29 protein-coding genes and 2 pseudogenes are annotated in these 26,104 nt (G+C 68.9%); 15 read left to right on the top strand and 16 right to left on the bottom strand.

Translation table 11 applies throughout. The features are described from left to right. The first annotated feature begins 99 nt into the window (after positions 1-99). The 4 genes from ABZ795_RS10420 to ABZ795_RS10435 all read left to right on the top strand — a co-directional run bounded on the left by ABZ795_RS10420 (position 100) and on the right by ABZ795_RS10435 (position 3,696). Positions 100-852, top strand: coding sequence for a transcriptional regulator (locus ABZ795_RS10420; protein WP_357530073.1), 753 nt, complete (start codon positions 100-102; stop codon positions 850-852). A gap of 256 nt (positions 853-1,108) precedes the next feature. After that, entirely contained in the window at positions 1,109-2,770 is a 1,662-nt protein-coding gene (gene abc-f / locus ABZ795_RS10425; protein ID WP_357530074.1) for a ribosomal protection-like ABC-F family protein, read from the top strand. 75 nt (positions 2,771-2,845) lie between these two features. Beyond that, positions 2,846-2,980: a hypothetical protein gene (locus ABZ795_RS10430; RefSeq protein ID WP_357530075.1), complete on the top strand. Its 135-nt coding sequence runs from the start codon at positions 2,846-2,848 to the stop codon at positions 2,978-2,980. Positions 2,981-3,018: 38 nt separating this feature from the next. Next, entirely contained in the window at positions 3,019-3,696 is a 678-nt protein-coding gene (locus tag ABZ795_RS10435; protein ID WP_357530076.1) for a DUF2071 domain-containing protein, read from the top strand. A gap of 45 nt (positions 3,697-3,741) precedes the next feature. Here the strand turns inward: ABZ795_RS10435 and ABZ795_RS10440 are convergent, their stop codons facing one another. The 4 genes from ABZ795_RS10440 to ABZ795_RS10455 are packed head-to-tail and all read right to left on the bottom strand — an operon-like array spanning position 3,742 to position 7,422. After that, positions 3,742-4,623, bottom strand: a complete 882-nt coding sequence (locus ABZ795_RS10440) for an AMP-binding protein (protein WP_357530077.1) — start codon at positions 4,621-4,623, stop codon at positions 3,742-3,744. Continuing rightward, a complete protein-coding gene (locus ABZ795_RS10445) occupies positions 4,620-5,084 on the bottom strand; it encodes a MaoC family dehydratase (RefSeq protein WP_357530078.1) in 465 nt (154 codons plus the stop codon). Before ABZ795_RS10445 ends, ABZ795_RS10440 begins: the two co-directional genes overlap by 4 nt. Further along, complete coding sequence (locus tag ABZ795_RS10450; protein WP_357530079.1) at positions 5,081-6,253, bottom strand: acyl-CoA dehydrogenase family protein; 1,173 nt, start codon at positions 6,251-6,253, stop codon at positions 5,081-5,083. Before ABZ795_RS10450 ends, ABZ795_RS10445 begins: the two co-directional genes overlap by 4 nt. Positions 6,254-6,273: 20 nt before the next feature. After that, positions 6,274-7,422, bottom strand: a complete 1,149-nt coding sequence (locus tag ABZ795_RS10455) for an acyl-CoA dehydrogenase family protein (protein WP_357530080.1) — start codon at positions 7,420-7,422, stop codon at positions 6,274-6,276. Positions 7,423-7,510: 88 nt separating this feature from the next. Between ABZ795_RS10455 and ABZ795_RS10460 the strand changes: the two genes are divergently transcribed. From ABZ795_RS10460 to ABZ795_RS10475, 4 genes are read left to right on the top strand one after another with little or no spacing between them, the layout of a single operon-like run. Further along, positions 7,511-8,176 carry a TetR/AcrR family transcriptional regulator gene (locus ABZ795_RS10460; protein WP_357530081.1) on the top strand — a complete coding sequence of 222 codons (666 nt, stop codon included), beginning with the start codon at positions 7,511-7,513 and terminating at the stop codon, positions 8,174-8,176. A 43-nt stretch (positions 8,177-8,219) separates the two neighbouring features. Next, positions 8,220-9,638: an aldehyde dehydrogenase family protein gene (locus ABZ795_RS10465; protein ID WP_357530082.1), complete on the top strand. Its 1,419-nt coding sequence runs from the start codon at positions 8,220-8,222 to the stop codon at positions 9,636-9,638. An 8-nt stretch (positions 9,639-9,646) separates the two neighbouring features. Continuing rightward, a complete protein-coding gene (locus tag ABZ795_RS10470; protein WP_357530083.1) occupies positions 9,647-10,711 on the top strand; it encodes a zinc-binding dehydrogenase in 1,065 nt (354 codons plus the stop codon). 23 nt (positions 10,712-10,734) lie between these two features. Continuing rightward, positions 10,735-11,061, top strand: a complete 327-nt coding sequence (locus tag ABZ795_RS10475) for a hypothetical protein (RefSeq protein ID WP_357530084.1) — start codon at positions 10,735-10,737, stop codon at positions 11,059-11,061. A 58-nt stretch (positions 11,062-11,119) separates the two neighbouring features. Here the strand turns inward: ABZ795_RS10475 and ABZ795_RS10480 are convergent, their stop codons facing one another. Continuing rightward, on the bottom strand, positions 11,120-11,605 hold the full coding sequence (locus ABZ795_RS10480; RefSeq protein ID WP_357530085.1) for an aspartyl/asparaginyl beta-hydroxylase domain-containing protein: 486 nt from the start codon (positions 11,603-11,605) through the stop codon (positions 11,120-11,122). Between ABZ795_RS10480 and ABZ795_RS10485 the strand changes: the two genes are divergently transcribed. Further along, complete coding sequence (locus ABZ795_RS10485) at positions 11,589-12,377, top strand: hypothetical protein (RefSeq protein ID WP_357530086.1); 789 nt, start codon at positions 11,589-11,591, stop codon at positions 12,375-12,377. The two genes, ABZ795_RS10480 and ABZ795_RS10485, sit on opposite strands and share 17 nt — an antisense overlap. Positions 12,378-12,532: 155 nt before the next feature. Beyond that, entirely contained in the window at positions 12,533-12,859 is a 327-nt protein-coding gene (locus ABZ795_RS10490; protein ID WP_357530087.1) for a TraR/DksA C4-type zinc finger protein, read from the top strand. A 168-nt stretch (positions 12,860-13,027) separates the two neighbouring features. Here the strand turns inward: ABZ795_RS10490 and ABZ795_RS10495 are convergent. The 4 genes and pseudogenes from ABZ795_RS10495 to ABZ795_RS10510 form a co-directional block, all read right to left on the bottom strand. Further along, a pseudogene (locus ABZ795_RS10495) lies at positions 13,028-13,312 on the bottom strand (DDE-type integrase/transposase/recombinase); the annotation flags it as partial. A 31-nt stretch (positions 13,313-13,343) separates the two neighbouring features. After that, positions 13,344-13,643: pseudogene (locus ABZ795_RS10500) on the bottom strand (IS3 family transposase); the annotation flags it as partial. After that, complete coding sequence (locus ABZ795_RS10505; protein ID WP_357530088.1) at positions 13,640-13,993, bottom strand: transposase; 354 nt, start codon at positions 13,991-13,993, stop codon at positions 13,640-13,642. The gene ABZ795_RS10505 and the pseudogene ABZ795_RS10500, both read right to left, overlap by 4 nt. Positions 13,994-14,032: 39 nt before the next feature. After that, on the bottom strand, positions 14,033-14,458 hold the full coding sequence (locus tag ABZ795_RS10510; RefSeq protein ID WP_357530089.1) for a helix-turn-helix domain-containing protein: 426 nt from the start codon (positions 14,456-14,458) through the stop codon (positions 14,033-14,035). 142 nt (positions 14,459-14,600) lie between these two features. On the opposite strand from ABZ795_RS10510, the gene ABZ795_RS10515 reads away from it, so the two are divergent. Beyond that, positions 14,601-15,092, top strand: a complete 492-nt coding sequence (locus ABZ795_RS10515; RefSeq protein WP_357530090.1) for an SRPBCC domain-containing protein — start codon at positions 14,601-14,603, stop codon at positions 15,090-15,092. A gap of 121 nt (positions 15,093-15,213) precedes the next feature. Here the strand turns inward: ABZ795_RS10515 and ABZ795_RS10520 are convergent, their stop codons facing one another. From ABZ795_RS10520 to ABZ795_RS10530, 3 genes are read right to left on the bottom strand one after another with little or no spacing between them, the layout of a single operon-like run. Continuing rightward, positions 15,214-15,993, bottom strand: coding sequence for a hypothetical protein (locus ABZ795_RS10520; protein WP_357530091.1), 780 nt, complete (start codon positions 15,991-15,993; stop codon positions 15,214-15,216). Beyond that, a complete protein-coding gene (locus tag ABZ795_RS10525; RefSeq protein WP_357530092.1) occupies positions 15,990-16,559 on the bottom strand; it encodes a sigma-70 family RNA polymerase sigma factor in 570 nt (189 codons plus the stop codon). Before ABZ795_RS10525 ends, ABZ795_RS10520 begins: the two co-directional genes overlap by 4 nt. 41 nt (positions 16,560-16,600) lie before the next feature. Further along, positions 16,601-17,710 carry an acyltransferase gene (locus tag ABZ795_RS10530; RefSeq protein WP_357530093.1) on the bottom strand — a complete coding sequence of 370 codons (1,110 nt, stop codon included), beginning with the start codon at positions 17,708-17,710 and terminating at the stop codon, positions 16,601-16,603. Positions 17,711-18,056: 346 nt separating this feature from the next. Here ABZ795_RS10530 and ABZ795_RS10535 point away from each other — a divergent pair, with 346 nt between their 5' ends. Continuing rightward, a complete protein-coding gene (locus tag ABZ795_RS10535; RefSeq protein ID WP_357530094.1) occupies positions 18,057-18,617 on the top strand; it encodes a hypothetical protein in 561 nt (186 codons plus the stop codon). Positions 18,618-18,638: 21 nt separating this feature from the next. Here the strand turns inward: ABZ795_RS10535 and ABZ795_RS10540 are convergent, their stop codons facing one another. After that, a complete protein-coding gene (locus ABZ795_RS10540) occupies positions 18,639-19,082 on the bottom strand; it encodes a hypothetical protein (protein WP_357530095.1) in 444 nt (147 codons plus the stop codon). 227 nt (positions 19,083-19,309) lie between these two features. On the opposite strand from ABZ795_RS10540, the gene ABZ795_RS10545 reads away from it, so the two are divergent. After that, positions 19,310-19,624 carry a hypothetical protein gene (locus tag ABZ795_RS10545; protein ID WP_357530096.1) on the top strand — a complete coding sequence of 105 codons (315 nt, stop codon included), beginning with the start codon at positions 19,310-19,312 and terminating at the stop codon, positions 19,622-19,624. A gap of 384 nt (positions 19,625-20,008) precedes the next feature. Here ABZ795_RS10545 and ABZ795_RS10550 read toward each other — a convergent pair whose 3' ends face one another. The 3 genes from ABZ795_RS10550 to ABZ795_RS10560 are packed head-to-tail and all read right to left on the bottom strand — an operon-like array spanning position 20,009 to position 21,572. Beyond that, a complete protein-coding gene (locus tag ABZ795_RS10550; protein WP_357530097.1) occupies positions 20,009-20,233 on the bottom strand; it encodes a hypothetical protein in 225 nt (74 codons plus the stop codon). Beyond that, on the bottom strand, positions 20,234-21,421 hold the full coding sequence (locus ABZ795_RS10555) for a helix-turn-helix domain-containing protein (RefSeq protein ID WP_357530098.1): 1,188 nt from the start codon (positions 21,419-21,421) through the stop codon (positions 20,234-20,236). Beyond that, entirely contained in the window at positions 21,411-21,572 is a 162-nt protein-coding gene (locus tag ABZ795_RS10560; protein ID WP_357530099.1) for a hypothetical protein, read from the bottom strand. The genes ABZ795_RS10555 and ABZ795_RS10560 overlap by 11 nt, the downstream gene beginning before the upstream one ends. A gap of 111 nt (positions 21,573-21,683) precedes the next feature. On the opposite strand from ABZ795_RS10560, the gene ABZ795_RS10565 reads away from it, so the two are divergent. Continuing rightward, on the top strand, positions 21,684-22,763 hold the full coding sequence (locus ABZ795_RS10565) for a helix-turn-helix transcriptional regulator (RefSeq protein ID WP_357530100.1): 1,080 nt from the start codon (positions 21,684-21,686) through the stop codon (positions 22,761-22,763). A 219-nt stretch (positions 22,764-22,982) separates the two neighbouring features. Beyond that, positions 22,983-26,093: a P-loop NTPase fold protein gene (locus ABZ795_RS10570; RefSeq protein WP_357530101.1), complete on the top strand. Its 3,111-nt coding sequence runs from the start codon at positions 22,983-22,985 to the stop codon at positions 26,091-26,093. Positions 26,094-26,104 lie beyond the last annotated feature (11 nt).

Here is a 26,104-nt window from a genome sequence, read left to right on the forward strand (position 1 = left end):
CCGAACAGGCTTCGGAACAGTGCCGAACACCGGCCGTACGCTCCTGCCGGGGTGTGCCGCACCCTGGTGGCCGGAGCCCGGGTGGCTACCGTGGCTGGCATGTCGACAACCGCGCTCGGAGCCTTCCTGACCGCCCGACGTGCCCGGTTGACCCGGGCGATGTCGGTCTGGTCTCCACCGGGATCCGACGGGTCGCCGGGCTACGCCACCTCTCGGCGTCGGTGCTGGCCTCCGTGGCCCGGGCCCTCGACCTGGAGCCGGACGCCCACGACCATCTCTTCCGGCTGGCCGGGCTCTCCCCGGCGAGCAGCCGACAGGCGACCGCTCCCGGGTCGAGCAGAGCCTGCGGGACCTGCTCGACGCCTGGCCGGACACCCCGCCTTCGTCCTCGACCGTCGGCTCGACCTGCTGGCCGGCAACGCCCTGGCGGACGCCCTCTCCGCGGACTTCACCGAGGCGGACAACCTGGTCCGGATGACCTTCCTGGACCCAGCCGGTTCGACGTTCTTCGCCGACCGGCGACGGGCCACTGAGGCGTGCGTGGCGAACCTTCGGCTGGCCCTCGGTCACGACTCGCAGGACCGGCGGGCGCGGGACCTGGTCGAGGAGGTGGGCGCGGCCAGCGCGGAGTTCCGCCGACTGTGGAGACGTCATGACGTGCAGGGCAAGACGCACGGGGCGAAGACGTTGCGGCACGGCGCGGTGGGTGAACTGACGTTGTCGTACCACGCGTTCGAGGTCCGGGAGGCCCCCGGACAGCAGTTGATCGTCTACCGCGCCCAGCCGGACAGCCGCAGCGCCGAGGCGCTGCGACTGCTGGGCACCCTGGCCGCCAGCGGTTGGCTGCGATGACCCAGCAGGAGCAGGCGCCGGCGGGTCCCGCTGAGCACGGCCAGGTACGACTTCGATCGGTCAGAGGTGCGGAAAAGGCGTCGCGGTCGGTGCTGGTGGCCATCTAGTCTCGGTTTCGCCATGTCGACCACGGTAGGTATCCCGCCGGTGAAGAGCCTGGTCCTGGTACTCCCAGCAAGATCGCGGCCGGGCGGATAGCCGGACCGCACACCCGGGCCGCAGGGTACGTGGCACTCCCCTATGAGGTGGTTGCCTGATGTCCGATTCCTTCGTCGTCTGCTCGAACCTGAGCTTCTCCTGGCCGGACGACACCCCGGTGTTCCAGGACCTGTCCTTCACCGTCGGTGGGGGTCGCACCGGGCTGATCGCGCCGAACGGTGCCGGCAAGAGCACCCTGCTCAAGTTGATCGCCGGCGAGTACCGGCCCACCGCCGGATCCGTCTCGGTCCAGGGGGTGCTGGGCTACCTCGCGCAGGATCTGCCGCTGGTCGGTGACCGTACCGTGGCCGAGGTGCTGGAGATCGCTCCCCTGCTCGCGGCGCTGCACACCATCGAGTCCGGGGACGCCGACGAGGAGCACTTCACCACGATCGGCAACGACTGGGACATCGAGGAACGGACCCGTGCGCAGCTGGCTCGGCTCGGCCTCGGTGACCTCGCCTTCGATCGACGTCTGGACACCCTCAGCGGCGGGCAGGTCGTCTCCCTCGGTCTGGCCGCGCAGCTGCTGAAGCGGCCCGACGTGCTGCTGTTGGATGAGCCGACCAACAATCTCGACATCGAGGCCCGGCAGCGGCTCTCCGAGGTGCTGGAGCAGTGGACCGGTTGCCTGCTGCTGGTCAGCCACGACCGGGCGCTGCTGGACCGGATGGACCGGATCGCCGAACTGGACCGCGGCGAGCTGCGATTGCACGGCGGAAACTTCACCGCGTACGAGGCGGCGGTGCGGGCCGCGCAGGAGGTGGCGGAGAAGAACCTCCGCAACGCCGAGCAGGAGTTCAAGCGGGAGAAGCGGGAGTTGCAGGAGGCGCGTGAGCGGGCGGCGCGGCGGGCCGGCAACGCCTCCCGCAACCTCAAGAACGCGGGCCTGCCGAAGATCTTCGCCGGCACCCTGAAACGCAACGCCCAGGAGTCGGCGGGCAGGGCGGAGGAGCTGCACTCCGCCCGGGTCGGCGAGGCCAAGGCCCGGCTGGAGGAGGTGGGGCAGGCGCTGCGCAACGAGCAGCAGCTTTCCCTGGAGCTGCCCAACACCCAGGTGCCGGCCGGGCGTACGCTGCTGGCCGCGCAACGGTTGCAGGTCCGCTACGGCGGGCGGGCGGTCTTCGCCGGTGACGGCGTCGACCTGACGATCCGGGGTCCGGAGCGGATCGCCCTGCTCGGTGCCAACGGTGCCGGCAAATCCACGTTGCTGCGCCTGGTCACCGGCACCCTGGAGCCCGAGGGTGGCCGGATCAGGCGGGCCGAGGGCCGCATCGCGTACCTGTCGCAGCGGCTGGACCTGCTGGACGCCGACCGTACGGTGGCGGAGAACCTGGCCGCGTTCGCGCCGCAGGCACCGGACGCGCAACGGATGCACCTGCTCGCCCGTTTCCTGTTCCGGGGTGCCCGAGCGCACCTGCCGGTCGGGGCCCTCTCCGGTGGGGAGCGGCTGCGCGCCACCCTGGCCTGCGTCCTGGGCGCGGAACCGGCACCGCAACTCCTGCTGCTCGACGAGCCGACGAACAACCTGGACCTGGTCAGTGTCGGTCAGTTGGAGAGCGCGCTCAACGCCTACCAGGGTGCGCTGCTGGTGGTCAGCCACGACGAACGGTTCCTCGCGGAGATCAAGGTGAGTCGCTGGCTGCGGCTCGCCGAGGGACACCTGTCAGAGACCGGTCCCCCACACCTCGGACCGGGCGTGGCCATCGACGCAGGCTGAAGTTGCGGGGCGAGTCGCCGGTCGCGTTGAATGGGGCGATCGATTCGGTACGCAAAGGGCGGCACGATCTCGGTGATGGGTGCTCAAGGGCCGACGTTCGGCGCGGACACGTTCGGTGACGCGCTGAACAAGGGGCTGCCGCCGCTGTGCATGATGGCCGGCGGGCGCGAAGGTGCCGGGCCGGCGTCGTACTCGGCCGGCCCGACGTGATGCGCGCGCCAACTCCACCCTCGGTGCAGCGGCCGGTCATGCACAACGAGTGGAATTCGCTCACCTTCATCCACTGGCGCTATCCGCCGGATCTGATTCAGGCCCTGCTGCCCACCGGACTGACGGTGGAGACCGTCGACGGATCGGCCTGGGTCGGACTGGTCCCGTTCCTCATGGAGGGAGTCAGGCCGCCGGGGGTGCCCCGGCTGCCCTGGCTGTCGGCGTTCCCGGAGACGAACGTCCGGACCTACGTGCGGGACGACCGCGATCGCAGCGGGGTCTGGTTCCTATCCCTGGACGCGGCGCGACTGCCCGCAGTCGTAGCTGGGCGGACCAGCTACGGACTGCCCTACTTCTGGTCCGAGATGACGGTACGCCGCAGCGAGGACGTCATCTCCTACCGATGCTCCCGCCGCTGGCCCGCACCCCGCGGAGCCCGCTGCGACGTGGACGTACGGCTCGGCCCAGCGCTGAACGAACGAGAGCTGGACGAGCAGGCGTACTTTCTCACCGCCCGCTACCGGCTCTTCTCGGTCGTCCTCGGTCGGCTCGTCGCCGCCGAGGCCGAACACGTCGACTGGCCCCTGCACCGTGCCGAACTGCTGCACCTCGACCAGGACCTGCTGCCCGCGGCAGGTCTGCCGGCGCCCGACGGGCAACCCCTGCTCCATGCCTCACCTGGCGTGCCGGTGCGGCTGGGGATGTGGCATCGCTGATCGTGCACCGCTCGGCGTAGGTGTCGACTCGGACGACGCCCGCCGTCACCGTCGATCTCGGCAGCGCCAGCGCCGTCGCGGGCCGCCGCCGCAGCGGGATCTCTCCTCGGCGACGTCGACCGTGGTGGCGAAGACGGCACTGAAGGGTTGGCCCAGGGCCGGCGGCAGCGGGGTCCTGCTGACGCAGCGACGCAGCCGGGGCAGGGTCTGCCGGCCTCGTGCCGCATCGAGCAGGGCCGCGTACATCGCCGAGGTGCCGTGGAAGACGGTGACCTCCTCGCGGAGCATGAGGTCCAGTGCCGCCGCGCCGGTGAAGCGGCCCAGCAGCACCAGGCTCGCCCCGGCGGCGAAGGTGCCGGTCAGCGCGACGTCCTGCCCGAACCGGCCACCCAGCGGCAGACAGCTGAGCACCACATCGGTGTCGTCCGCCTCGACCGCGATCCGGCTCGCCGGTGCGCTGGCCGGGTCCGGGTCCGCGCCGATGCGGCCGGGTGCGGGGTCGCTGAGGTCTTCCAGCCGGGGTACGCCGGACGGGCCGCGGGTCGGTCCGATGGTGACCAGCGGTACGCCCGCCCGGGTGCTGACCCACTGCCCGGCGGCCAGTTGTGAGGTGTGGCAGACGAGCAGCCGCGCGCCGCGCAGCAGGTGAACCGTCTGCGGGCTGGTCGGCGCGCCGATCGGCACGGCGTGCGCACCGGCGGCGAGGGCGGCGTAGTAGACCCGGGGAAAGTCGACCACGTTCGGCGCGAGCAGGGCCACCGTGTCACCGGGGCGTACCCCGGCGGCGCGCAGCCCGGTGCCGTAGCACCGGGCCTCCCACCAGAGTTCGGCGTACGTGACGCGGACCCGACCGTCGACGACGGCCACGGTGTCGGCGTGCCGACGGGCGGAACCGGCCAGCACGGTCGCCGGGGAGAGCGTGGTCATTCCGGCGGCGCGGTGTACAGCCGGCTCACCGTCTCGGCCACGCAGACCGGCTTGTCGCCGCCGTCGCTCTGCACGGTCACCGCGGCGACCAGCTGCGCCCCGCCGTCGAACGGGGTGACCTGGTCGATGGTGGCGACGACCCGCACCGCGCTGCCGACCCGTACCGGGGCGGGGAACCGGACCCGGTTGAGGCCGTAGTTGACGCCCATCCGTACCCCTTCGACCCGGTACAGCTGGCCGACCAGGGCCGGCAGCAGGGAGAGGGTCAGGAAGCCGTGGGCGATGGTGCCGCCGTACGGTCCGGCTGCCGCCCGTTCCTGGTCGAGGTGGATCCACTGGTGGTCGTCGGTGGCGTCGGCGAACAGGTCGACCCGGCTCTGGTCGATGGGAAACCACGGGCCGGGGCCGAGGGGCTCACCGATCGCCCCGGCCAGTTCCTCGATGCTGGCGAAGGTCCTCATCCCAGGTGTCCTCCGATCTTGGTGAAGCCGCGCAGCAGGTCGCGGGAGATGATCAGGCGCTGCATCTCGTCGGTGCCCTCGAAGATCCGGTACAGCCGCACCTGCCGGTACCAGCGTTCGATCGGCAGTTCCCGGGTGTAGCCCATGCCGCCGTGGATCTGCATGACCCGGTCGACCACCCGGTTGACCATGCCTGCCCCGTAGAGCTTCGCCATGGAGGAGGAGTGCCGGGGGTCCATTCCGGCGTCGACCGTCCAGGCGGCCCGCAGGATCAGCCAGCGGGCGGCCTCCAGCTCGGTCTCCGAGTCGGCGATCATCCACTGGATGGCCTGGTTGGTGCCGATCTTGGCACCGAAGGTCTCCCGGGTGTTGGCGTGCTCGATGGCCATCTGCAGGGCCCGTTCGGCGATGCCGATGGCGTGCGAGGGGATGATGTAGCGCCCCTTGCCGATCCACTTCATACCCAGGGTGAAGCCCTCGCCCGGCTCGCCGAGGATGTTGCGGTGTGGCACCCGTACGTCGTCGAAGATCAGGGAGGCCGGACCCCCCTCGCCCATGGTGGGGATGAACTCCGACCGCCAGCCCATCGACCGGTCCACCAGGAAGGCGGTGGCTCCGCCGTTGCGGGCGCCCCGCTCCGGGTCGGTGACCGCGATGACGATGGCGAAGTCGGCCTCGTTGCCGCCGGTGATGAAGGTCTTCTCACCGTTGAGGATCCAGTCGTCGCCGTCACGGCGGGCCCGGAACCGGATGTTGGCCGCGTCGGAGCCGGCGCCCGGCTCGGTAATGGCGAAGCAGGAGATCCGGTCACCGGCGATGGTGGGCAGCAGGAACTCCTCCCGCTGCTCCTCGGTGGCGTGGAACAGGATGTTGTCCGCCTCGCCACCGAAGCGGAACGGCACGAAGGTGCGGCCGATCTCCGTCCAGATCAGGGACTGCATGACGGCGGGCAGGTCCATGCCGCCGTACTCCTGCGGGGTGGCCAGGCCCCAGAAGCCGAACTTCTGGGCCTTGAGCTGTAGTTCGCGCAGCTCGGAGCGCTCCAGGCCGGGCTGGTGGGCCCGCTCCCGGCGCAGCAGCTCCTGCTCCAGCGGCATGACCTCCCGGGTGATGAAGTCGCGGGCGGTGTCGCGGATGGCCCGTTGTTCGTCGGACAGCCCGAAATCCATGTGCTCACGGTTCCTCTCGGTCAGAAGGCGTTGACGCCGGTGAGCGCCCGCCCGATGAGTAGCTGCTGAATCTGGCTGGTGCCCTCGTAGAGGGTGGCGACGCGGGCGTCGCGCAGGTACTTGCCGACCGGGTACTCGTCGATGTAGCCGTACCCGCCGAAGACCTGGATGGCGTCGTTGGCCGCGCGGACGGAGGCCTCGCTGGCGAACAGTTTCGCCATCGATGCCTCGGTGGCGAACGGCTGCCCCCGGTCGATCAGGTCGGCCACCTGCCAGACCAGCAGCCGCGCCGCGGCGGTGTCGACCGCGATGCCGGCCAGCAGTTGCTGCACGAGTTGGTGCCCGGCGATGGGTTTGCCGAACTGGGTGCGGGTGCCGGCGTAGTCGACCGCGGCGTTCAGGCAGCCCTGGGCGATACCGACACATCCGGCGGCGACCGACATGCGTCCCTTGGCCAGGGTGCCCAGGGCCAGTCGGAAACCGGCCCCGCACTCGCCGAGCCGGGCGGCGTCGGGCACCCGTACCTCGTCGAGGGCCAGTTCGGCGGTGGCCTGTCCGCGCAGGCCCAGCTTGCCCTTGATCTCCGATCGGGACAGTCCCGGGCTGTCGGTCGGCACCAGGAAGGCGGTGATGCCCCGGTGCCCCGGGCCGCCGGTGCGGGCGAAGACGATCGCCACGTCGGCCGTGGTGCCGTTGGTGATGAAGATCTTGCGGCCGGTGAGCAGCCAGTCGTCGCCGTCGCGGACCGCCCGGGTGGCCAGGGCCGCCGCGTCCGAGCCGCTGTCCGGTTCGGTCAGGGCGAAGCAGCCCAGGGCGGCCCCCGAGCAGAGGGCGGGCAGCCACTGCTCGCGTTGCTCTCGCGTGCCGTGGGTGGCGATCGACTTGGCGACCAGGCCCAGGGAGACCGAGACGATGCCGCGTACGGCGGAGTCACCCCGGCCGAGTTCCTCCAGCACCAGGCAGTACGCGAGATGGTCGCCGCCGGAGCCGCCGTACTTCTCGTCGATGGTCAGGCCGAGGAAGCCCAGGTCGCCGAGCTTGCCGACGATGCCGGGGTCGACCGCCTCACGCCGGTCCCAGGTCGCCGCGTGCGGCACCACCTCGCGGTTGACGAAGTCGGCGGCGAGTTCCCGGACCGCGACCTGCTCGGCGGAGAGGTGAAGGTCCATGCGATTAAACTAGCGCTGCAAGTTTTATGCTGTCCAGACCCCGGTGTGGCACAGTTCCCGCGAACCACCCATCCGAAGGAGGACGCCCATGCCCCGGCCTCGACAGGCGCTGCTCAGCCGGGAGCGGATCGTCGAGACCGCCGCCGCGTTGATCGACGCCGACGGACTCGACGCGTTCTCCACCCGCCGACTCGCCGCCGCGCTCGGCGTCCGCGGGCCCTCGCTCTACAACCACTTCGCCACCAAGGACGAGATCCTCGACGCGGTAGCGGACAGCATCACCGGCCAGGTGGACGTGTCGTTCTTCGGCCAGGTCGACTGGCGCGAGGCCCTACGTCGCTGGGGGCACGGATTCCGCGCCGCCCTGGCGGCCCACCCGAACATCGTGCCCCACCTGGCGCAGGGCCCCGGTCGACGTCCGGCAGCCCTGGCCATGGCCGACGCCGTCTACGGCGGACTGGTCGCGGCCGGCTGGCCGCCCGCCCGGGCGACCCACATCGGTGCCCTGATGCGCTACTTCGTGACGGGTTCGGCGCTCGGGTCCTTCGCCCGGGGCTTCGTGGAGGACCCGGGCCTGTACGCCGCGCAGTACCCCCATCTGCGCCAGGCCCACCGGCTGGCCGAGCACCAGCAGCGGGTCGACGAGGGCGCCTTCGCCCTGGGCCTGGAGGCGCTGATCGAGGGGCTGTCGCACACCTACGAACGGCTCGTAGGTCCACTTGCCCCCCTCCCGCCGGAGGGCGGGACGCACTAGAGTCCAAACTTGCACCGCTAGTTTTAGGTCGAGGTGGAGGCTCATGGAATCCGTACGGACCGATTTCTACCTCGACGGCGGCTGGGTTCCCGCCGATGGCCGGCAGTCGCTGGAGGTGCACAACCCCAGCACCGAGGAGGTCATCGGCACCGTCCCGGCCGGCACGGCCGACGATGTCGACCGGGCGGTGGCCGCCGCCCGGGCCGCCTTCGAGGGCTGGGCCGCGACCGACCCCGTCGACCGGGCCGCCCACCTCGACCGACTGCACGCCGAGCTGACCGCCCGGGCCGAGGACATCGCCCGCACGGTCGCCACCGAACTCGGCACCCCGCTCAAGGTCGCCACCCGGGTCCAGGCAGGACTGCCGCTGACCGTGCTGCGCAGCTACGTCGACCTGGCCGCCCAGCCGCCGGCACCGCAGACCGTCGGCAACTCCCTGGTGGTACGCGAACCTGTGGGCGTGGTCGGGGCGATCACCCCGTGGAACTACCCGCTGCACCAGATCGTCGCCAAGCTCGCCCCCGCCCTCGCGGCCGGGTGCACGGTGGTGCTCAAGCCCAGCGAGTTGACCCCGCTGACCGCGTACCTGCTCTTCGAGGCCATCGACGCCGCCGGCCTGCCACCGGGGGTGGTCAACCTGGTAGCCGGCACCGGGCCGGTGGTCGGCGAGGCCCTCGCCGGACACCCCGACGTGGACCTGGTCTCCTTCACCGGCTCCACCGCCACCGGCCGACGCATCGCCCACCTGGCCGCCGACCGGATCGCCCGGGTGGCGTTGGAACTCGGCGGCAAGTCGGCCAACGTCATCCTCGACGACGCCGACCTGACCGCGGCGATCAAGGTCGGCGTCGGCAACGCGATGCTCAACTCCGGGCAGACCTGCACCGCGTGGACCCGGATGCTGGTGCACCGCGACCGCTACGACGAAGCCCTCGACCTGGCCGCCAAGGCGGCCGACGGCTACCGGCTCGGCGACCCCTTCGACCCGACCACCCGACTCGGCCCCCTGGTCTCCGCGCAGCAACGCGACCGGGTACGCGAACACATCGCCCGTGGCCTGGCCGACGGCGGCCGACTCGTCGTCGGCGGACCGGAGGCCCCGGTGCCGCAGCGCGGCTGGTTCGTCGCCCCGACGATCATCGCCGACGTCGACCCGGACAGCGCCCTGGCCCAGGAAGAGGTCTTCGGCCCGGTCCTGGCGGTCATCCCGGTCGACGACGACGACCACGCGGTCCGGGTCGCCAACAACTCCCGCTACGGGCTGGCCGGTGCGGTCTGGTCCACCGACGAGGAACGCGCGGTGCAAGTGGCCCGCCGGTTGCGCACCGGGGCGGTCGACATCAACGGGGCACCCTTCAACCCCCTGGCACCGTTCGGCGGCTACAAGCAGTCCGGCCTCGGCCGCGAGCTGGGCGCACACGGGCTGGCGGAGTTCTGCGAACTGAAGGCGATCCAGCGGTGAGGGGCCTCGTGGCCAGGGCCGCTGGCACTCCCCCGCGCGTCGAGCAGGTCGAACTGCCTGACATCGACGCCGGGCAGGTACGGGTGGCGATCCGGGCCGCCGGCGTCTGCCACTCCGACCTGTCCATGGTGGACGGCACCATCGCCGCCCCGTACCCGCTGCTGCTCGGCCACGAGGCCGCCGGTGTGGTCGTCGAGATCGGCGACGGTGTCGACCGGGTCGCGGTCGGCGACCACGTCGTGCTCAACTGGGCGCCACCCTGCCGGGCCTGCTGGTCCTGCACCCACGGCGAACCCTGGCTGTGCGAACACACCGGCATTCCGGCCACCGCCGCCGGGCACACCATCGACGGCGAGCCACTGCACGTCACCCTCGGCCTCGGTGCGCTGGCCGAACAGGTGGTGGTGCCGCAGCACGCGATGGTGGTCGTACCGGCGGAACTGCCCTTCCCCACCGCGGCGCTGCTCGGCTGCGCGGTGCTCACCGGCGTCGGCGCGATCCGGCGCACCGCCGCCGTACGCCCCGGCGACTCGGTAGCCGTCATCGGCCTCGGTGGCGTCGGCCTGTCCGCGGTCGCCGCCGCCCGCGCGGCCGGAGCCACCACCGTCATCGCAGTCGACGTCTCCCCCGCCAAAGCCGACCTGGCCCACGCCGCCGGTGCCACCGACTTTCTGATCGCCGACGACACCCTCAGCCGCGCGGTACGGAAGTTGACCGACGGTCGCGGCGTCGACCACGCGGTGGAGTGCGTCGGCCGGGCCGCCACCATCCGCACCGCCTGGCGGGCCACCCGTCGCGGCGGGCAGGTCATCGTGGTCGGCATGGGCGGCAAGGACGACATGGTCGCTCTCAGCGCGTTGGAGATCTTCCACTCGGCCCGGACACTGCGTTCCTCGGTGTACGGCTCCTCCGACCCGGACCGGGACCTGCCGGACCTGGCCCGCGCGGTGCTCGACGGCAGCTACGACCTCGACTTCCTGGTCACCGACCGGATCACCCTCGACGAGGCACCCGAGGCGCTCGCCCGGATGGCCCGCGGCGAGGGTGCCCGTACGGTGGTGCTGTTCGACTGACGTCCGGCGGCGAGGGGATCGATGTGGCGTTGACCAAGAAGGGCTCACGGCTCATCACGGTCGACGGCGTGGTCTACCGGTGGCGGGTGCGCGGGAGACCAACGTACGCCCAGGCGCTCGGTGAGCGACCACTCGCCCTCGCCGTCGAGCAGGCCGACCGCAAGGGCAGGGTACTGCTGGTCAGCCTGCCCCAGGACCACCCGAGCAACTGGTTCGGCGGCTTGCCGGTCCCTGTTCTCCCATCGACGGTCGCGGCAGTCATCCGCACGGCGCTGAGCGAGGGCTGGCGGCCCAGCCAACCGGGGGCGGCCTTCCACCGGAGGGCAACACCTGGTCAGGGCAACAAGTAACGCCGCAGTCGGCGGGGTTCTCGGGACGTGAGGATGAGACGGGCTGTGGCGGTCTCGCTCATCCGCCGCGCCGTACGAAGTCGGCCACCGAGGCCGGCAGTTCATCCTGCGGCATGTCTTCGCAGCCGGGACGGACGAAGTCGAACAGGAGCACGATGCGATCGCGGTTGCCGTAGTTCCACGCCTCATGCGTGACAGTGTCGTCGAAGACGACGGTTTCACCCTCGCGCCACTGTCGAGTCTCCTCGCCAACTCGCAGCGCACAGTCCGGCGGCACAACGAGTCCTAGATGCGCGCGGTAAACGGTGGTAACCCACCCCTGATGTGGCTTTATGTGGGTGCCAGGAGCCATCCGAGAAAACCCGGCGGCAACGTCGGGGGTGCGGGCCACGACGCCCATGAGCGTGCTCGTCTTCGTCGGTGGCAGCGAGCGTGAGGGCGGATCCGCTAGGCTGGCCGACTGCCGCACGGAAGGGCGAGTGTGCCAACTGACCGAGTCAATCTTCCCGAGCTCTGGCAACCCACCTATGGTTGAGCTCGCCACCGATGCCGACGGCCGCTTCGCGGAGACGGCAGCGGACGGTACGGGCGTACCGCCGGCCTGGCAGGCGGTTCAGGGCAACCGCCGAATCACCGTCTACCCGACGCCCCAGGACCGCCGTCTGCCCCATCCGAGACAGCTGAGCTGGGCGGACACCGACTACCCGGATCGGATCTTCGATCCAGAAACAGTTCGAGCGGTGGTGCGCGAGCTGGTCGCGGCGTCCGAACTCCCGTCAGCGGAGGCCGACTGGCGTCTCATTGACCTGTGGCTGGAGAACGTGTCGGCCGGGCTCGTCGACCGGTACGGGCGGTGGGCGGTGGGTTGGCGCTGGTCAGTCGGCGAGGGCGACTTCGATGGTGGCCCGGTTGGCTCCTGGTGCTGCTTCTCGCATTCGGTCACCACACCCGAAGCGACCGCGATCACGGTCTCCGCGGCCCTGATTGAGTGGCGCGACTGGCTGGACGATCTGGCGGAACGGTTCGACCGGTTCCTGCCGCTTCCCGCCGACGACCTGAACGGATGGGAGCGCGCGGTTGCTCACCTGGTGACAGCGGTCGGTGACCGCACGCAGTACGAGTCCGGCTGGTACGGCTGCTGCACGACCGTGCTCGGCTGGTTTCTCGACGCGGCCGGCATCGAGTCCACCCGCCGGGAGAAACTGCTCGAACACGCGGTCGGCGGCCGCTTCGACAGTTGGGTGGAGCCACCGAGAGCGGTCGTGGAGTCGGTAGCCGAGGACCTGGCCCGGCGGGTGGCCGTTGACCTCGCCTGATCACTTGGCACCATGGCAGCGGGTGCGGGAAAGCGTTGGCTGGCGGCTCCGGGGTCGTCGACTGCGCTACGGATTGGCGGTCTGCCGGATGAACGACAAGAGCCTCGGCAGGACGTAACAGAACTCGCCGCCGCCCCGGCCGTTAGGCTCCACATATGGTCCGGGATGAACTGCTGCGGCTGCGAGCGAGGGCCGAGGCCGAGGCCGTGACGCTGGCCCAGGATCTGGAGGCGCTGTTCCTGGCATCGCGTGATTCGAATGCCGACGACGAGCACGATCCGGAGGGCGCCACCATCGGCTTCGAACGCGCCCAGTTAACCGCGCTGCTGGCCGGGGCGCGGGAGCGGATCGCCGACGTTGACGACGCGCTGCGTCGGGTGGACGCGGCGACCTACGGCGTCTGCGAACGATGCGGGCAGCCGATCGGCGATGAACGGCTTGCCGCGCGGCCGTTCGCCCGCTACTGCATGGCATGCGCATAGGGCAGAGGGTTCGCGAACACTGGGAGCGCCCCTGATTCCAGCGAAGCTCTTACGCGGGCCACGACAAGGTCCGCCTAACTGCCGTGGACGCGCGTCACGGAGCGCAGCCGAGCCGATGCTTCCCATCGAGCGGCGGATGCCGTGCCGTTGGCAGGCGTCGGCGAAGTTGCTACTGCCCTGGGCTCCGCGGTCGCTGTGGAAGATCACGCCGTCGACCCGGCCGCCGCGGGCGGCGACGGCGGCGTCCAGGGCGTCGATGATCAGGCTGGTGCGCATATGGGTGTTGATCGACCAGCCGGTCAGGCGGCGGGTGGCGATGTCGATGACGGTGGCCAGGTAGAGCCAGCCGGCGCCGACGCGTAGGTAGGTGATGTCGCCGCACCACCGCTGGTCGGGTGCGGGGGGCGGTGAAGTCCCGGCCGATGAGGTCGGGTGCCGGCCCGGTGGCCGGATCCGCGATGGTGGTGCGTTTACGGCGGCGTAGGTGCCGGCCCACCACGTCGCGTTGCCGCATGATCCGCTCGACCCGCTTGCGGTTGACCCGCACGCCCTGGTGGTGCAGCTCGACGGTCACCCGTGGGGAGCCGTAGGTGCCGCCGGAGTCGGCGTGAATCCTGGTGATCTGCTCGGCCAGGGCGTCCTCGGCGGCGGCGCGAGCCTGACGGGACGACTCGCTGGCGACCCACCGGTAGAACGCGGAGCGGGACACGGCCAGGATCCGGCACAGCCGCTTGACGCTCCAGGTGGCGCGGTGGGTGGAGATGAACCGGAAGCGGCTGGTCACCGATCCATCTCCTTCGCGAAATAGGCGGCTGCCTTACGCAGGATCTCCTTCTCCTGCCGCAGCTGCGCCACCTCACGCCGCAGCCGGGCGATCTCCGCGTCCTTGTCCGCCACCGACGGCGTGTCCCCACCCGATGTCGAACCCGCGCCGGTCTGCCGCTCCTGCTTACGGACCCAGTGCCGCAGCGTCTCGTGACTCATCCCCAACTCACGGGCGACCTGGTTGATCGGCCGCCCCGACGAACGGACCAGGTCAACCGCGTCACGCTGAAACTCTTCCGTGTACTTCGATGGACGCCCCAACGGGGACACCCCTTTCTCTGGATCAACGTCCAGTCTCAGGGTGTCCACATCTCAGGGGGAAGCCCAGTCGCGGGTAATAGGGCGTGGCTACGCGTGGGGCAGGGCGGCCGGGTTCTCGGCGGGTGCCTGGTCGAACTCGTGGCGGTTGTGGAGGATGTCGCTCTGGTGGCCACGGACCCAGTGCGCGAGTCCGTCCACGGCCTCGCTCAGTGAGCGGCCGAGCGGCGTCAGGGCATATTCGACCCTCGGGGGTACTTCCGGGTATGCGGTCCTGGTCACCAGCCCGTCGCGGGTGAGTCCGCGCAGCGTCTGGCTGAGCATCCGCTGCGAGATGCCGGTGACCTGCTCGTGCAGCGCGGTGAAGCGCAGTGGGCCGGAGGCCAGGACCGTGATGGTCAGCAGGGTCCATTTGTCGCCCACCCGCGCCAGCACGTCGCGGACGAGTTCGATCGTCTGGATGCAGTCCGGCGCGACCCCACGCTGTGCGAGTTCGGTACCAAGGAGGCTTGTCACAGCTCTCTGTTCCTCGTGCGTCAGTAGCTGACTTCAAAGTGCGTATGGGCGAGCCGGACTAAATCCGCCAGCCGCACGTTTCTTACTGATCGTAACGGACGTACGGCCAACCCCTTAGTGGCTGTGACAGTGGGAGGACGGCATGGTTCGGCACGACACCTTCACGATCTCGCGGCACCTCGACGTGCCGCCGGACGAGGTCTTCACCGCGTTCGCCGACAACACGATCAGGCGGGGATGGTTCCGCCTTCCTGGCAGCGGAGCTTCATACGAGCACGACTTCCGGGTGGGCGGAGGCGAGACGGCAAGCAGCACCTTCACCGGGCTGGACACGGCGCCCGAGCGACTGGAGTACCGATCGCGGTACATCGACATCGCGGACGCACACCGGATTGTCTACGGCTACGAAGCCATCGTCGACGGCGACCTGCGATGGACCTCACTGGTCACCGTCCGGCTCGACGCAGAGACGGACGGAACCCGCCTGGAATGGACCGAACAGGTGGCATTCCTCAAGTGCACAGGGGACGGCAGTACGGACCTGGCGCACCTGCGCGGCGCGAGCCTGCTGCGGCTGAACGGCCTCGACGCGGTACTGCGATCCGGCCGGCAACGTCAGCAACGCCGGTGGTGAGCATCCGGGCCGGCCCGCCGAGCAGGTCGGCGTACCGGTCGACGTGGTGGTGTCCTGGTCGATGATCGGCGGGGTGGTGGCCGCCCACCGACGCGATCCGCGCGCCCGCCGAACCACCCTCTCAGTCCAGCTTCGGTTGTTCGTGCAGTTCGCGGGCGGACAGGTTCACCGCGCTGCCGTCTGCGAGGCGGACGGTCAGGGTGGTGGTGTTGCTGCTCGCCTCATCGGCGTCCTCGGGGTACCAGGCGCCGAAGTAACCGTCGCGAAGGGTTGCCCGCGCCGTCCGTGAATCGCCATCCACGGTCCGCAAGGTGATCTCCACACTCGTCACCTGTGAGCCAACATGTCCCGCCATGATCCGGACGTAACCTTCGTCGGTGCGTAGTTGACCCCACGAGTACAGTTCGACACCCCCGGCGCCGAGCCGCTCGGTGCTGGTCAGCACGGTAAGGATGCTGGTATTCCTCACGTCTCCGTTGCGATCGCGGAAGCACGTCTGGCTTCCGGCCGGCGACACGGCGTTCACGTATGCGTACTCGCCGCGTTTTTCACCGATGACCACCCTTGCGACGCTCGCGTCCCGGACAGGCAGGCATTTGCTGACGAGGTCGCGTGCCTCGGTATCCGAGATGGGACTCGGCTCGGGCGTCCACGACGCAAATGCGGGGCCAGCGTTGACAAGTGCCAGGGTGAAGGCGACAGCGGCGGCGAGCGCTCCGGCCGCGCCGGCGAGCGCCAGGCGAGGCCGACGGTGCGGTGTGCGCGCTGGTGCTGGGCGTGGTCGCCGATCCGTGGCGACGATCCGCTCAAGCAATTCTCGCGCGGGTTCCTGCCCGACGCGTGCGGGCACCGGGACTGCGGCAGAGCGGATTGCCTGGTCGAGGACATCGTCGTGGGTCATGCGGAGCCTCCGCCTCGTGAAGGGCCTGCCGGTGCAGGGACGTTTGTGGGTTCGCTAGTCGGCTGCTGACCAAGATGCTGACGCAGGCGGCGGCGGGCTCGCAGCAGGCGCAGACTGAACGCGGGCCGGGAAATGCCCAGTACGTGTGCTGCCTGCGGCCCGGTGAGGTCTTCGATCGCGGTCAGCGTCAGCACTTCCTGATCGGCGATTGACAGGCGCTGCCAAGCCTTCATCAGGTCGATGCGGGTAGCCGCGAGGTCGGCCTCGGCGCTGCTCGGAGCATCGGGTTCCCGTAGGACGCGAAGCGCGAGGCTCTGCTGCCGTTGGTCGCTGCGCTGCCGATTGTGCAGAACATTGCGGGCGACGGTGAACAGCCAGGCGCGGGCCTCGCCGAGTGATTTCGGTACTTCGTCCAAGCGGCGCCACGCTATCAAGAACGTCTCGGCGACCACGTCTTCGGCAACGGCGAGGTGTGCACGGCGTTCGACGAAGAGCAGCAAATCGTCGTACGCGGCCTCGAACAGCGCACGGAAGGCCGAATCGGCATCCGCGGTCGTTGGATCCACCCTCGTCCTCGTGTTCGGCGCGTTGCGTCTGCCGGTCATTGTCATCGCCGGTCCAATACGAAGTCGCGGATCAAGGGTGCGAGTGGGCGCTCGACGAAGCGATGGACAAGCCAGGCTGCCGCCAGCAGCCCAAGCACGGTGCCGCCGATCAGTGTCGACGCGGGGAGGCCGGTTTCCTCGTACGCGGTGCGGATCACGCTGTATCCAATGCGCTGATGCAGAAGGTAGAAGGGGTAGCTGAGTGCACCCGCGGTGGCCAGCCAACGCATCCTCACCCGGTCGGTGTAGCCGAGCGCGATGATGAGCATCAAGAGGTACACCCCGGTGAGCAGTACCGGCGCCGGCCAGACGGGCACCGCGAAGCCGGGCTTCAACTCCAGGGTCCGCTCGTGCACGCGCTGCAGGCTGACCAGCCACGCAGCGAGTAACAGCACCCACAGCCATCGATCGGATCGGTTGCGGCGAAGCAGGAACATGGTCATCCCGGCGATGAAGTACGGCGCAAAATCGGACATCACGACCTCGTCCAGGGCGGCACCCCGGAAAACGGGCATGATCACGGCGGCGGCCAGCCACCCGGCACCGAATATTTTCGCTCCCCGGTCGGTCAGCTTGGCCGCAAGAACGCATGCCGCGATCAGATAGAACCGGAGCTCGATCCAGAGGGTCCAGTACACGGTGTCGACAAGCGGCGTGTTGAGGGGCTCCGCCAACATGGTCAGGTTGACCAGCACGCCCCACCCGTCCGGCGGAGGTGGAAAAGGCAGCCCGCCACTGATCGGCAGCACTGCCGTTACGGCTGTCGTGGTCACCACACACACCCAGAACGCCGGATAGAGTCGCGCGGCGCGGGAGGCAGCGAACTCGCGAACAGTGCGCCCCCAGCCGCTCATGAGGATCACAAATCCGCTGATCAGAAAGAACGTCTCGACTCCGAGGAAGCCGTAGATCAGCACCGGTGCCGTGTCCGGCAGGAAGTATGTCGGCGGGCGCACCCCGTCCAACCTCCACGAGTCGCCGAAGTGGTATCCGGCCACCGCAAGAGCACAGATCAGCCGCAACCCGTCCAGCACGTACAACCGTGGCGCCCGCCGGCGAGGGCTGCTGACGGGCGGCGGCGTCGACGCGCGGTCGAGCATCGCGGTCGTCATACTCTTCTCCTGTCCTGGATGCACGACTGCATCCAGGACAGACATGTGCAGCACCCCGTCAAGTGCTACAGGTGATCACCGTCACCATCCTCTGACGAAGCCGGGCCAGTATCGCGAACCAGAACGCGGTCCCGCTGTGCGCGCACAGCCTCGGCAGTGAGGTGATCGTCGCTCGGGCGTGCTGCACCGACCGCGCTACCCACAGCAATGGCACCTTGGCCCCGACGGTGCGCGGTCGTGCGGATGGGCGTGTGTTCACGGTGAGGGCTGTCTCGTCCTGCGTTGTGGTTCGTTCGGGTACCGAAACGTGGTCGTGCCGTCTGATGGAGAACGCCATCATTGCTCCGTGACCAGCTTCCCGGCGCAGGCACGCCGCGTCCGCGACAGCACGCTCTCGCCGCAGCGCAGGCTTCGCGCATTGCGGCAATGCGCCGAGCACTGTGCCCCGTACGGATTCCGCGCCACCTGGCACCACCTGGTCGTCGCCGCCCGTATCCCGCGCAGTCTCACCGACGATCTCGACGCGCTCGTGCGTGCCGTCGACGAACTGCAGCGCGCACGCGAGGTGGTCCTGCCGCGCGCACAGGAGTACGCCGCCCTGCGGCGTCGAGAGAAAGCCCATGGCAGGCGACTCCCACGGACGCCGCCACCCTGGAACTCGTGGGGCTGGTCCCGGATCGCCTACTGTCCCGACCCTGAGCATCACCCGACGGGACCTCTCGCAACGGTCGTCCAAACGGTCCTCGATCGCCACGATGCCGGAATCAGCGTCGACCGGCACTGCCTGGTCTGCGGCATCGAAAGGCGCCGCCCGGGCCGCGCATGCCCGACCTGTGGCGTCCATCCGGACGGTCCCGTCGCACGCTGGTGTGCCTCCACAGCCGAGGAACGCTGGCGCCGTTCGTAGGCTCGGCCTTTTCACCGGTCGTCACTGTGGCGTGGATTGCTCGGATCGCCCGCCGTAGAGGGCTACGATGACGCGGTCCCGCAGGATCTCGTACTGCTGACGACATCGCCGAGGTGGGCCCGGCGGGCGTTGCTGGACCTGACCGCCGACAACGACTTCCGGTGGCTGGAACTGGTCAGCTGTCAGGTCGATCTCGCGGCCGTCGGCCAATCGATTCCAGTAGTGGTAGCCGACCCTGACGTCTCCGGCGAGGACCTCGCCGAGGATCAGCTCTCCGCCGAGCAAGTCCTGAATGATCAGAGCAGTCACCCCGCATTGACCACGGGCCGGGTTGCCGGTGTGCCAATCCTGCACATCGTGCGGGTCGCAGGTATCCGCTCCCCAGGCGCCGCGCAGTACCGGCCGCAGCATCTCCAGGTCAAGCGCAAGAGGGACTGATCGCTTGTCGCGTTCTTCAGACGTCACCCAGGAAGGGTCAGCCCTCGACCGGCTCGAGAGTCAAGGAATCCCCACCTCGGGTCTTGGCCGACCCAAATGGCACCACCAGGGCGGGTTCGACACTCGCCTGACCGAGCGGCACAGGTGACCCCGCACCGATGCACCGACGGTTGCGTCCACTTGCCCCTCTATGCTCCGAACTCGTTTCCCTGACCGCCCTTTCGATGCGAAGAGCACGGCGGCAGTATGTGCATGTGGCATCGACGAAGACTGAACAGCGGGCCCTTCAAGCGCGAGCAGCTCTGATTTTGGCAGCTCGCCGTCGCTCGCTGGTCACATACAAGGAACTGGGCCTGGCGATCGGCATGTCGGGAGTGGCCCTCAGCACCCATATGGGCCCAGTGCTGGACAAGCTTTCGGACCTGTGTATCGACGCCGGCGAACCATCGCTCGCAGCCCTCGTTGTCAACTCGACGACCGGGGCCCCCGGCAAGGGCTACGACGACGGTGGAACTCCCTGGCACAAGGCGGTACAGGAGATCTTTCGCTACTGGGCCAAGCAGGAATAAGGCGAGGCACCCGAGGCTCTCGCCCGGATGACCCGCGGCGAGGGCACTCGCATGGTGGTTTTGTTCGCCTGACACGCCCGACCCGATCGTTGTGAACCGGCACGATGTACAGCGACCAACTCGCCGTCAGAGTGTCGCCGAAGGACTTCAGGCCCGCGCTGCCCTGCCCGCCTCGGTGCAGGAGCTGATGGCCGACCACGAACTGCACCGGGTTCGGTGTGCCGCCGCCAGACGTGAGCGGTTGGACCCGGCGATTCGCAACGGGCGGTTGCTGTCACCATCGCTGTCGACAGCGACAGGAGGCGCCATGCCTGGCACACTTGCCGGTAGGCAGCAGGGTCGTCCGCACGGTAATGGGCGAAACCCGGGGTGCGATCTGGGCCGTCAGCCCTGCTGCCCCTCAAAGTGTTCGTGACTACTTCGTCCCGAAGGGACGATCATCCGTCGACGAAGCTGTTGTACTTCATCCCGCCCTCGGAGGATGTCGGTCACCGATACCCCGCACACCGGGCACCGGCCTTCATGGCGTGCCTGGTCGCGGTTGATTCGCCGGGCGGTGAGGGTGAGGCGGTTGCGGATCTGAGCCAGAGACAGGAATGGCGCGGTCATCTAGACCACCCCGAGGTCAAGAGCGAGCTGCGCGATCGTCGCGGGGGCGTCCGGGTCGCGGGCGACCTGGGCGACCAACTTCCGTCCCACCGGTCGGTGTCGGACCTCAGCCGACGCGATGCTGTCGGCCTTGACCAGCAGCCGAGCCGCGTTGGCGTGGTCATCAATCTGAAGGTACGCCCGAGCGGTGTCGACAAGGTGTGCGGCACGATGCTCGACGGGTAACCACCGCCAACCGTCACGCTCGATCGCCTCGGAATGACGTGAAACCGCCCCAGGTCCGTCGCCCAGTTCGACTGCGGCGGCGACCCGGGCCAGTTGGACGGCGGTCGGCCCGAAGGCGGTCCGGTAGTGGTCGTTTCCGTCGCCGATCCGGGCGGCCATCTCGGCGGACTCGTCCAGGAGTTCGCCTGCCGCACGTTCGTCACCTGCCCGGGCCGCGATCAGTGCCGCCTGTATGAGCAGTGATCCGCACAACGACAACTCCTGTGGTGATCCTGTGTCGAGGTCAGCAGGGGCGATCTGGTAGGCGGCGGCCAGCATCACCGACCTCGCCCGCGCCATCGCCCGAAGGACCTGGCCGAGTTGCACCGCCGCACACGCCAGCAACACCCGGTCACCTGCCGCTGCCGACATCGCCCGGTCTGCGGCCAACCACGCAAGGTTCGCCTCACCCAGCTTGACCAGCAGCGCCGCCGTCAACCGGTACGCCTCCACCACATGCACCCGAGCGGTTTCCGGGCCATGCGCCTGGGCGCGGTGGACCTCGGCCAACAGCACCGGCACCAACTCGACCAACTGTGGGTACCGGGCGTGCTGGTAGGTGATCCACCCGTGCTCCACCTCCCGGGCCAGCCGATCCGGCGACATCACGTCGCGGCGGGACCGGCTGCCCAGGGCCATTTCGTATGACGACAGCGCCGCCCGGATCCGGGCCACACCCTCACTGCGTTCGGCTACCTCAGCGGGCTTGACGTCACGACCCAACAGGGTTGCGGTATCGACCCGCAGGACGGCGGCAACGTCCCGGATGGTCGACACCCGCTCCAACGACCGCACCCCACGCTCGACCTTGTCCACCCAACTCTTCGACTTGCCCAGACGATCCGCGAAAGACTGCTGCGACAACTTCCGCCGCACCCGTAGATACGCCACCCGCCGGCCGATCGGCACCGGGTCACCGGCCACGACGCCACCGCCGATCCGGAATCGCCCGAGTGGTCTGCTCGGCCGGTATCCGTTCCGCCTCGGCCTGCGCCAGAATCCGTTGCTTCGCCGCCTCCCGTTCCGCCGCCTGTGCCCGCTCACCAGCGCTGTCGTCCGGAGCGTCGTCGCTCATCCCTACCTCCGCAGTGCTTCCGCTCCTGCTCAATGTGGGATCTACTCTGGTGACCGCACGACTACGCTCGGAAGTATCTCGATGCTTTCAGGACCTTTCACAGGAGGTCTGATGGATGACCTCGGTGCGCAATTGAGGCACGCTCGTATTGAAGTCGGCGTGACGCTGGCCTCCATCGCGGCGCGCACCTGCTACTCGGCCTCACACCTGAGCAATGTCGAAGCGGGACGCCGGACCGCGACGCCGGACATCGTGCTCGCATATGCGCGAGCGTTGGGAGAAGCGGACGTGAGACGCAGAAACCTACTCGCCGCAGCCACCATCGGCCCGCTCGCCGCCAACGACCTCATCCGTAACGGTTTCACCGCCGCACTCGCCGGCCACCGCGACAGCGCAGACCGCTGGCGCGACCGCGTCGACCAATACGGCCGCGACTACATGGAGATCGGCGCAGACTCCCTGCAAACCAGACTCGCCAACGACCTCGTGATCATGCAACAACAACTCGACAGCCCCACGATGTGGGCCACCGCCGCCCGCGCCCTCACCACCTACGGCAAGACCACCAAAGATCCCGCTGAAGCCATCAGTTGGTACGACACCGCCCGCATCGCCGCCGATCGCTCCGATGACCTCGCCGTCCGAGTCTGGGTACGCGGACGAGCCGCCATCGCCCTCGCCTACGAAGGTGCCGCACTTCCCGTCGCCCAACGCTATGCCGACGAAGCACTCGCCCTGTCCGACCGGCCCTCCCTCGGCCGACTCCAAGCGCTGATGGCCCGCGCACACGTCGCCGCCGGACGAGGCGACACCACCGCAGCCATCGCCGCCGACCAGGACGCCCAACGAGTCTTCGACCAGACAGCCTCACCCGACAACGAGATCTCCGACGCCGCCGTACCCGCCTGGCGCATGGCCACCTTCCGCTCCATGCTCTACGCCCGACTCGGCATCACCCGCACCGGCGAACAAGCCCAAACCGACGCCGACCGCCTCCGCCCACCGTCACTGACCCGCTTCGCCACCCACATCGAACTACACCGCGCACTCATGATGACCAAAGCCGGCGACCGCACCACAGGACTGGCCTACGCCCGACAAGCCTGGACAGCACTCCCAGCAGACCGCCGCTCACAAACCCTCGGACTCGTCCTAGGCGAAGTCGAAAGGGCTGCCCGACGGCGACACTGAGCAACCGGAGGGATGCGTGTTCTGGGTCGGGACTCCGCATGGCAGGAAGTGAATTGTTCTTGCCAGGTTCAACCCGATTGTTAGCCTTTGTAGCCTGCCTAGAATCGGCGCGAATTCACCGTGCCCAGTTCCTCAGGAGAGTTGGTGACTGGTCCTCTCAGCCGCTCCATGACCGGTAGCCCAAGCGCTCACTGGTCCGTTACTGCGGCTTTCGGCCCGGTGAACGCCGCCGCTACCGCACAATTGCCCGACGGCCGCACCGTCGCGATCTCCGGCAGCAACGACCGTGCGGTGCAGGTGTGGGACCTCACCGACGGAAGCCCGATCGGCGCACCCCTGACCGGCCACACCGATCTGGTGCTGGCGGTGGCAACCGCACAATTGCCCGACGGCCGCACCGTCGCGATCTCCGGCAGCAGCGACCGTGCGGTGCGGGTGTGGGACCTCACCGACGGAAGCCCGATCGGCGCACCCCTGACCGGCCACACCGGCCCGGTGCGGGCGGTGGCAACCGCACAATTGCCCGACGGCCGCACCGTCGCGATCTCCGGCAGCAACGACCGTGCGGTGCAGGTGTGGGACCTGACCGACGGAAGCCCGATCGGCGCACCCCTGACCGGCCACACCGGCTGGGTGCGGGGGGTGGCTACCGCACAATTGCCCGACGGCCGCACCGTCGTGATCTCCGGCGGCGATGACGGCACGGTACGGCTGTGGGACCTCACCGACGGAAGCCCGATCGGCGCACCCCTGACCGGCCACACCGGCCTGGTGCTGGCGGTGGCAACCGCACAATTGCCCGACGGCCGCACCGTCGTGATCTCCGGCGGCAACGACGGCACGGTACGACTGTGGGACCTCACCGACGGAAGCCCGATCGTCGCCGTTCCCGCGCACCGTGGCGCGATCACCTGTATCGCCATCGCTAATCTGCCGGCAGCAGCGGAACTGACGTTGGTCAGCGGCGGTGGCAACGGGTCCGTCAAGACGTGGGACGTGTCGTCGCTGATCGCAAGTCAGGCCACTGGCCTTGACGAAGTCTTCGCTGGGGAGAACACCGGCGCTGCTGACCGGCTGTCGCGAGCAGGTTTGGCTAGTCACATCGCTCAGCGGTTGAGGCAGTTGACCAGCGGGGAGCGTTCACCTTCGCCAGCGGCGGGTGATCCCTCAGGCAGTGCCATCGTGCATCTGGATGGGCGTTGGGGCGCGGGTAAGACCACGCTGGTCGAGCTTATGCTGCGAGAGCGGGCCGCTGACCTGGGGCAGCCGGTGGTGGTGCGGTACGACGCGTGGCGGCAGGCGGCAATCGCCCCGGAGTGGTGGTCGGTCGCTGCCGAGGTACGCCGCGCCGTTCACGGCAGCCGCGCCGCGCCTACCCGGCTGGTTCTGACACTGGTGGGGTTCACACGTCGGCTTGGGCGATCGACATCCACCTGGTTGGCCCTTCTCGTGGTGATCGCCGCTGCCGCCGCCGGGCGTTGGCTGGTCGCCGGATCGGGTGGCCTGCCCCAGCAGATGACGGCGGTCCTCGGTCTGCTGACCAGCGCGAGCGGCATCCTGGCATTCGTGTTCGTGATCACCCGGGGCCTGCTCTGGTCGGCACCGGTACTCGCGCGATTGCACGTACGCACCGACGACAATCCACTCGGGGAGATCAGCAGCATCGTCGGGCACCTACGACGATGGTCACCACGGGAAAACACACCACAGGCGCTGGCCGACTGGGCACTGACTGTCTGGCTCGTGGTGACCGTGGCAGGAGCGCTGTGGTGGAAGCCCAGCATCACGCAATGGCGTGCGCTGCCGCACGACACCCGCGAGCATCTCACTCGGACGGCGGCGATCCTGGCCATCGCCGGGGCGTCACTCCTGGCGTTACGACTACGACGCCGTCCCCGCACCCCACCAGTCAAGACCCGTTCTTCATGGCGTGCACAATTCATCAGTTGGTGGCGGACCAAGCCCAGTTGGTGGCGGACCAGGCCGTTGACCCGGCTGCGTCACAGGCTGATGACGCTACTCGTCGTGGCGGTCGCCAGCACGGTGGTGGCATGGGTCAGTTGGCCGCTGCTGTCCGACGGTGTCGACTGGTGGAGCGTGAACGTCGATCCGACAACCCGGGCCTGGATCCTGGCTGCCGCAGCAGGAATCATTGCCTACATCGCGTTCCTCGCCGGCACCGTCACCCGGCCCCGGCGGATGGTCCTTCTCGTCATCGACGACCTAGATCGCTGTGACGGCGACCGCGTCGTACGTCTCCTCGAAACCGTGCATACGGTCCTTCGTGAACGCTCGGCTCCGCGCTGGCTGCGCGGCTGGCGCGAACCCGCCCGCTTCGCCGTCGTCGTCTCCGCGAGCGGCCACTGGATCCGCGATGCCTTCACCGAACACTACGAAGTCTTCAACCGTGAAGCGCCGGACAATGCCGTGCACGATCTCGGCGCTGACTTCCTCCAAAAGATCTTCGACCACTCCGTCCTGGTGCCGAACCTCAGCCCGGAGCAAACCGAAGACCTCATCCATGTCGTGTCCGGGAGCCGCTACTACGCGGCTCCGCCCCGACCACCTCGCAAACTTCAAACGGCAGCGAAGGACACGCCATCCCACATTGACGACAGCCACCCGCCTGCCACAGAACTGCGCTCGCCCGACAGGCCCCACCCCACCAGCAACCCCACCAACTTTGCGGCCCACGGCCCGACACCCCGAACCTCGGGCTCTACACCCACACCAACCTCCCGTGTTCCGACCACCCCCCAGCCGACCCGCCCTTACGACGCACAGCGCCGCCGTGACGAACGGATGATCGCCGACACCAAGGCGGCGCAATCTGACCTCAGCATCAACGCCCAACTGCTCGTCACCCACCTCCTGACCAACTACGGGACCATCCTGCCCAACAACCCACGATTGATCATCAGAGTCGCCGCCGCGTGGGCAATGCTGCGCGCCGTCGCCCGCAGCATCAACCTGCAACATGACACGGAGCCGGCCAACGAGATCCTCGTCCGGGCAGCGGTGATCTGGGTCCGCTTCCCCGTCCTCGTCGACGAACTACTCGACGCCGACGAGCCGCCAATCATCGACCCGCTACACGACGGCTGCGCGCCGAAGTGGCGACGCCGAGACGTCCAACAAGTCCTCACCACGGACGACGGCCAGCAACTGCACATCGAAGACCTTGCCCTTTACTACGGCAAGTTCTTTGCACCGCCGACGCCGCGACCAGCAACAAGCAGAACCGGCGCGCAAGAATCGGAACAACCATCGACACCAACCGACACCGCCGCGCCACCACCAGCCGTGCCGCTACCAAGAGCAGGCGCATAGTTCACTTCGAT

This window comes from Micromonospora sp. NPDC047134, assembly GCF_040643455.1.
Classification (GTDB): domain Bacteria; phylum Actinomycetota; class Actinomycetes; order Mycobacteriales; family Micromonosporaceae; genus Micromonospora.

Bases quoted from the DNA above. Each gene is read 5' to 3' on its own strand.
- ABZ795_RS10490 (WP_357530087.1), top strand. From the start codon at position 12,533: ATGGTCCGGGATGAACTGCTGCGGCTGCGAGCGAGGGCCGAGGCCGAG.
- ABZ795_RS10465 (WP_357530082.1), top strand. From the start codon at position 8,220: ATGGAATCCGTACGGACCGATTTCTACCTCGACGGCGGCTGGGTTCCC.
- ABZ795_RS10520 (WP_357530091.1), bottom strand. From the start codon at position 15,993: ATGACCCACGACGATGTCCTCGACCAGGCAATCCGCTCTGCCGCAGTC.
- ABZ795_RS10515 (WP_357530090.1), top strand. From the start codon at position 14,601: ATGGTTCGGCACGACACCTTCACGATCTCGCGGCACCTCGACGTGCCG.
- ABZ795_RS10445 (WP_357530078.1), bottom strand. From the start codon at position 5,084: ATGAGGACCTTCGCCAGCATCGAGGAACTGGCCGGGGCGATCGGTGAG.
- ABZ795_RS10430 (WP_357530075.1), top strand. From the start codon at position 2,846: ATGGGTGCTCAAGGGCCGACGTTCGGCGCGGACACGTTCGGTGACGCG.
- ABZ795_RS10435 (WP_357530076.1), top strand. From the start codon at position 3,019: ATGCACAACGAGTGGAATTCGCTCACCTTCATCCACTGGCGCTATCCG.
- ABZ795_RS10565 (WP_357530100.1), top strand. From the start codon at position 21,684: ATGGATGACCTCGGTGCGCAATTGAGGCACGCTCGTATTGAAGTCGGC.
- ABZ795_RS10560 (WP_357530099.1), bottom strand. From the start codon at position 21,572: ATGAGCGACGACGCTCCGGACGACAGCGCTGGTGAGCGGGCACAGGCG.
- ABZ795_RS10530 (WP_357530093.1), bottom strand. From the start codon at position 17,710: ATGACGACCGCGATGCTCGACCGCGCGTCGACGCCGCCGCCCGTCAGC.
- ABZ795_RS10460 (WP_357530081.1), top strand. From the start codon at position 7,511: ATGCCCCGGCCTCGACAGGCGCTGCTCAGCCGGGAGCGGATCGTCGAG.
- ABZ795_RS10420 (WP_357530073.1), top strand. From the start codon at position 100: ATGTCGACAACCGCGCTCGGAGCCTTCCTGACCGCCCGACGTGCCCGG.
- ABZ795_RS10485 (WP_357530086.1), top strand. From the start codon at position 11,589: ATGGTTGAGCTCGCCACCGATGCCGACGGCCGCTTCGCGGAGACGGCA.
- ABZ795_RS10550 (WP_357530097.1), bottom strand. From the start codon at position 20,233: ATGACCGCGCCATTCCTGTCTCTGGCTCAGATCCGCAACCGCCTCACC.
- ABZ795_RS10450 (WP_357530079.1), bottom strand. From the start codon at position 6,253: ATGGATTTCGGGCTGTCCGACGAACAACGGGCCATCCGCGACACCGCC.
- ABZ795_RS10455 (WP_357530080.1), bottom strand. From the start codon at position 7,422: ATGGACCTTCACCTCTCCGCCGAGCAGGTCGCGGTCCGGGAACTCGCC.
- abc-f (WP_357530074.1), top strand. From the start codon at position 1,109: ATGTCCGATTCCTTCGTCGTCTGCTCGAACCTGAGCTTCTCCTGGCCG.
- ABZ795_RS10440 (WP_357530077.1), bottom strand. From the start codon at position 4,623: ATGACCACGCTCTCCCCGGCGACCGTGCTGGCCGGTTCCGCCCGTCGG.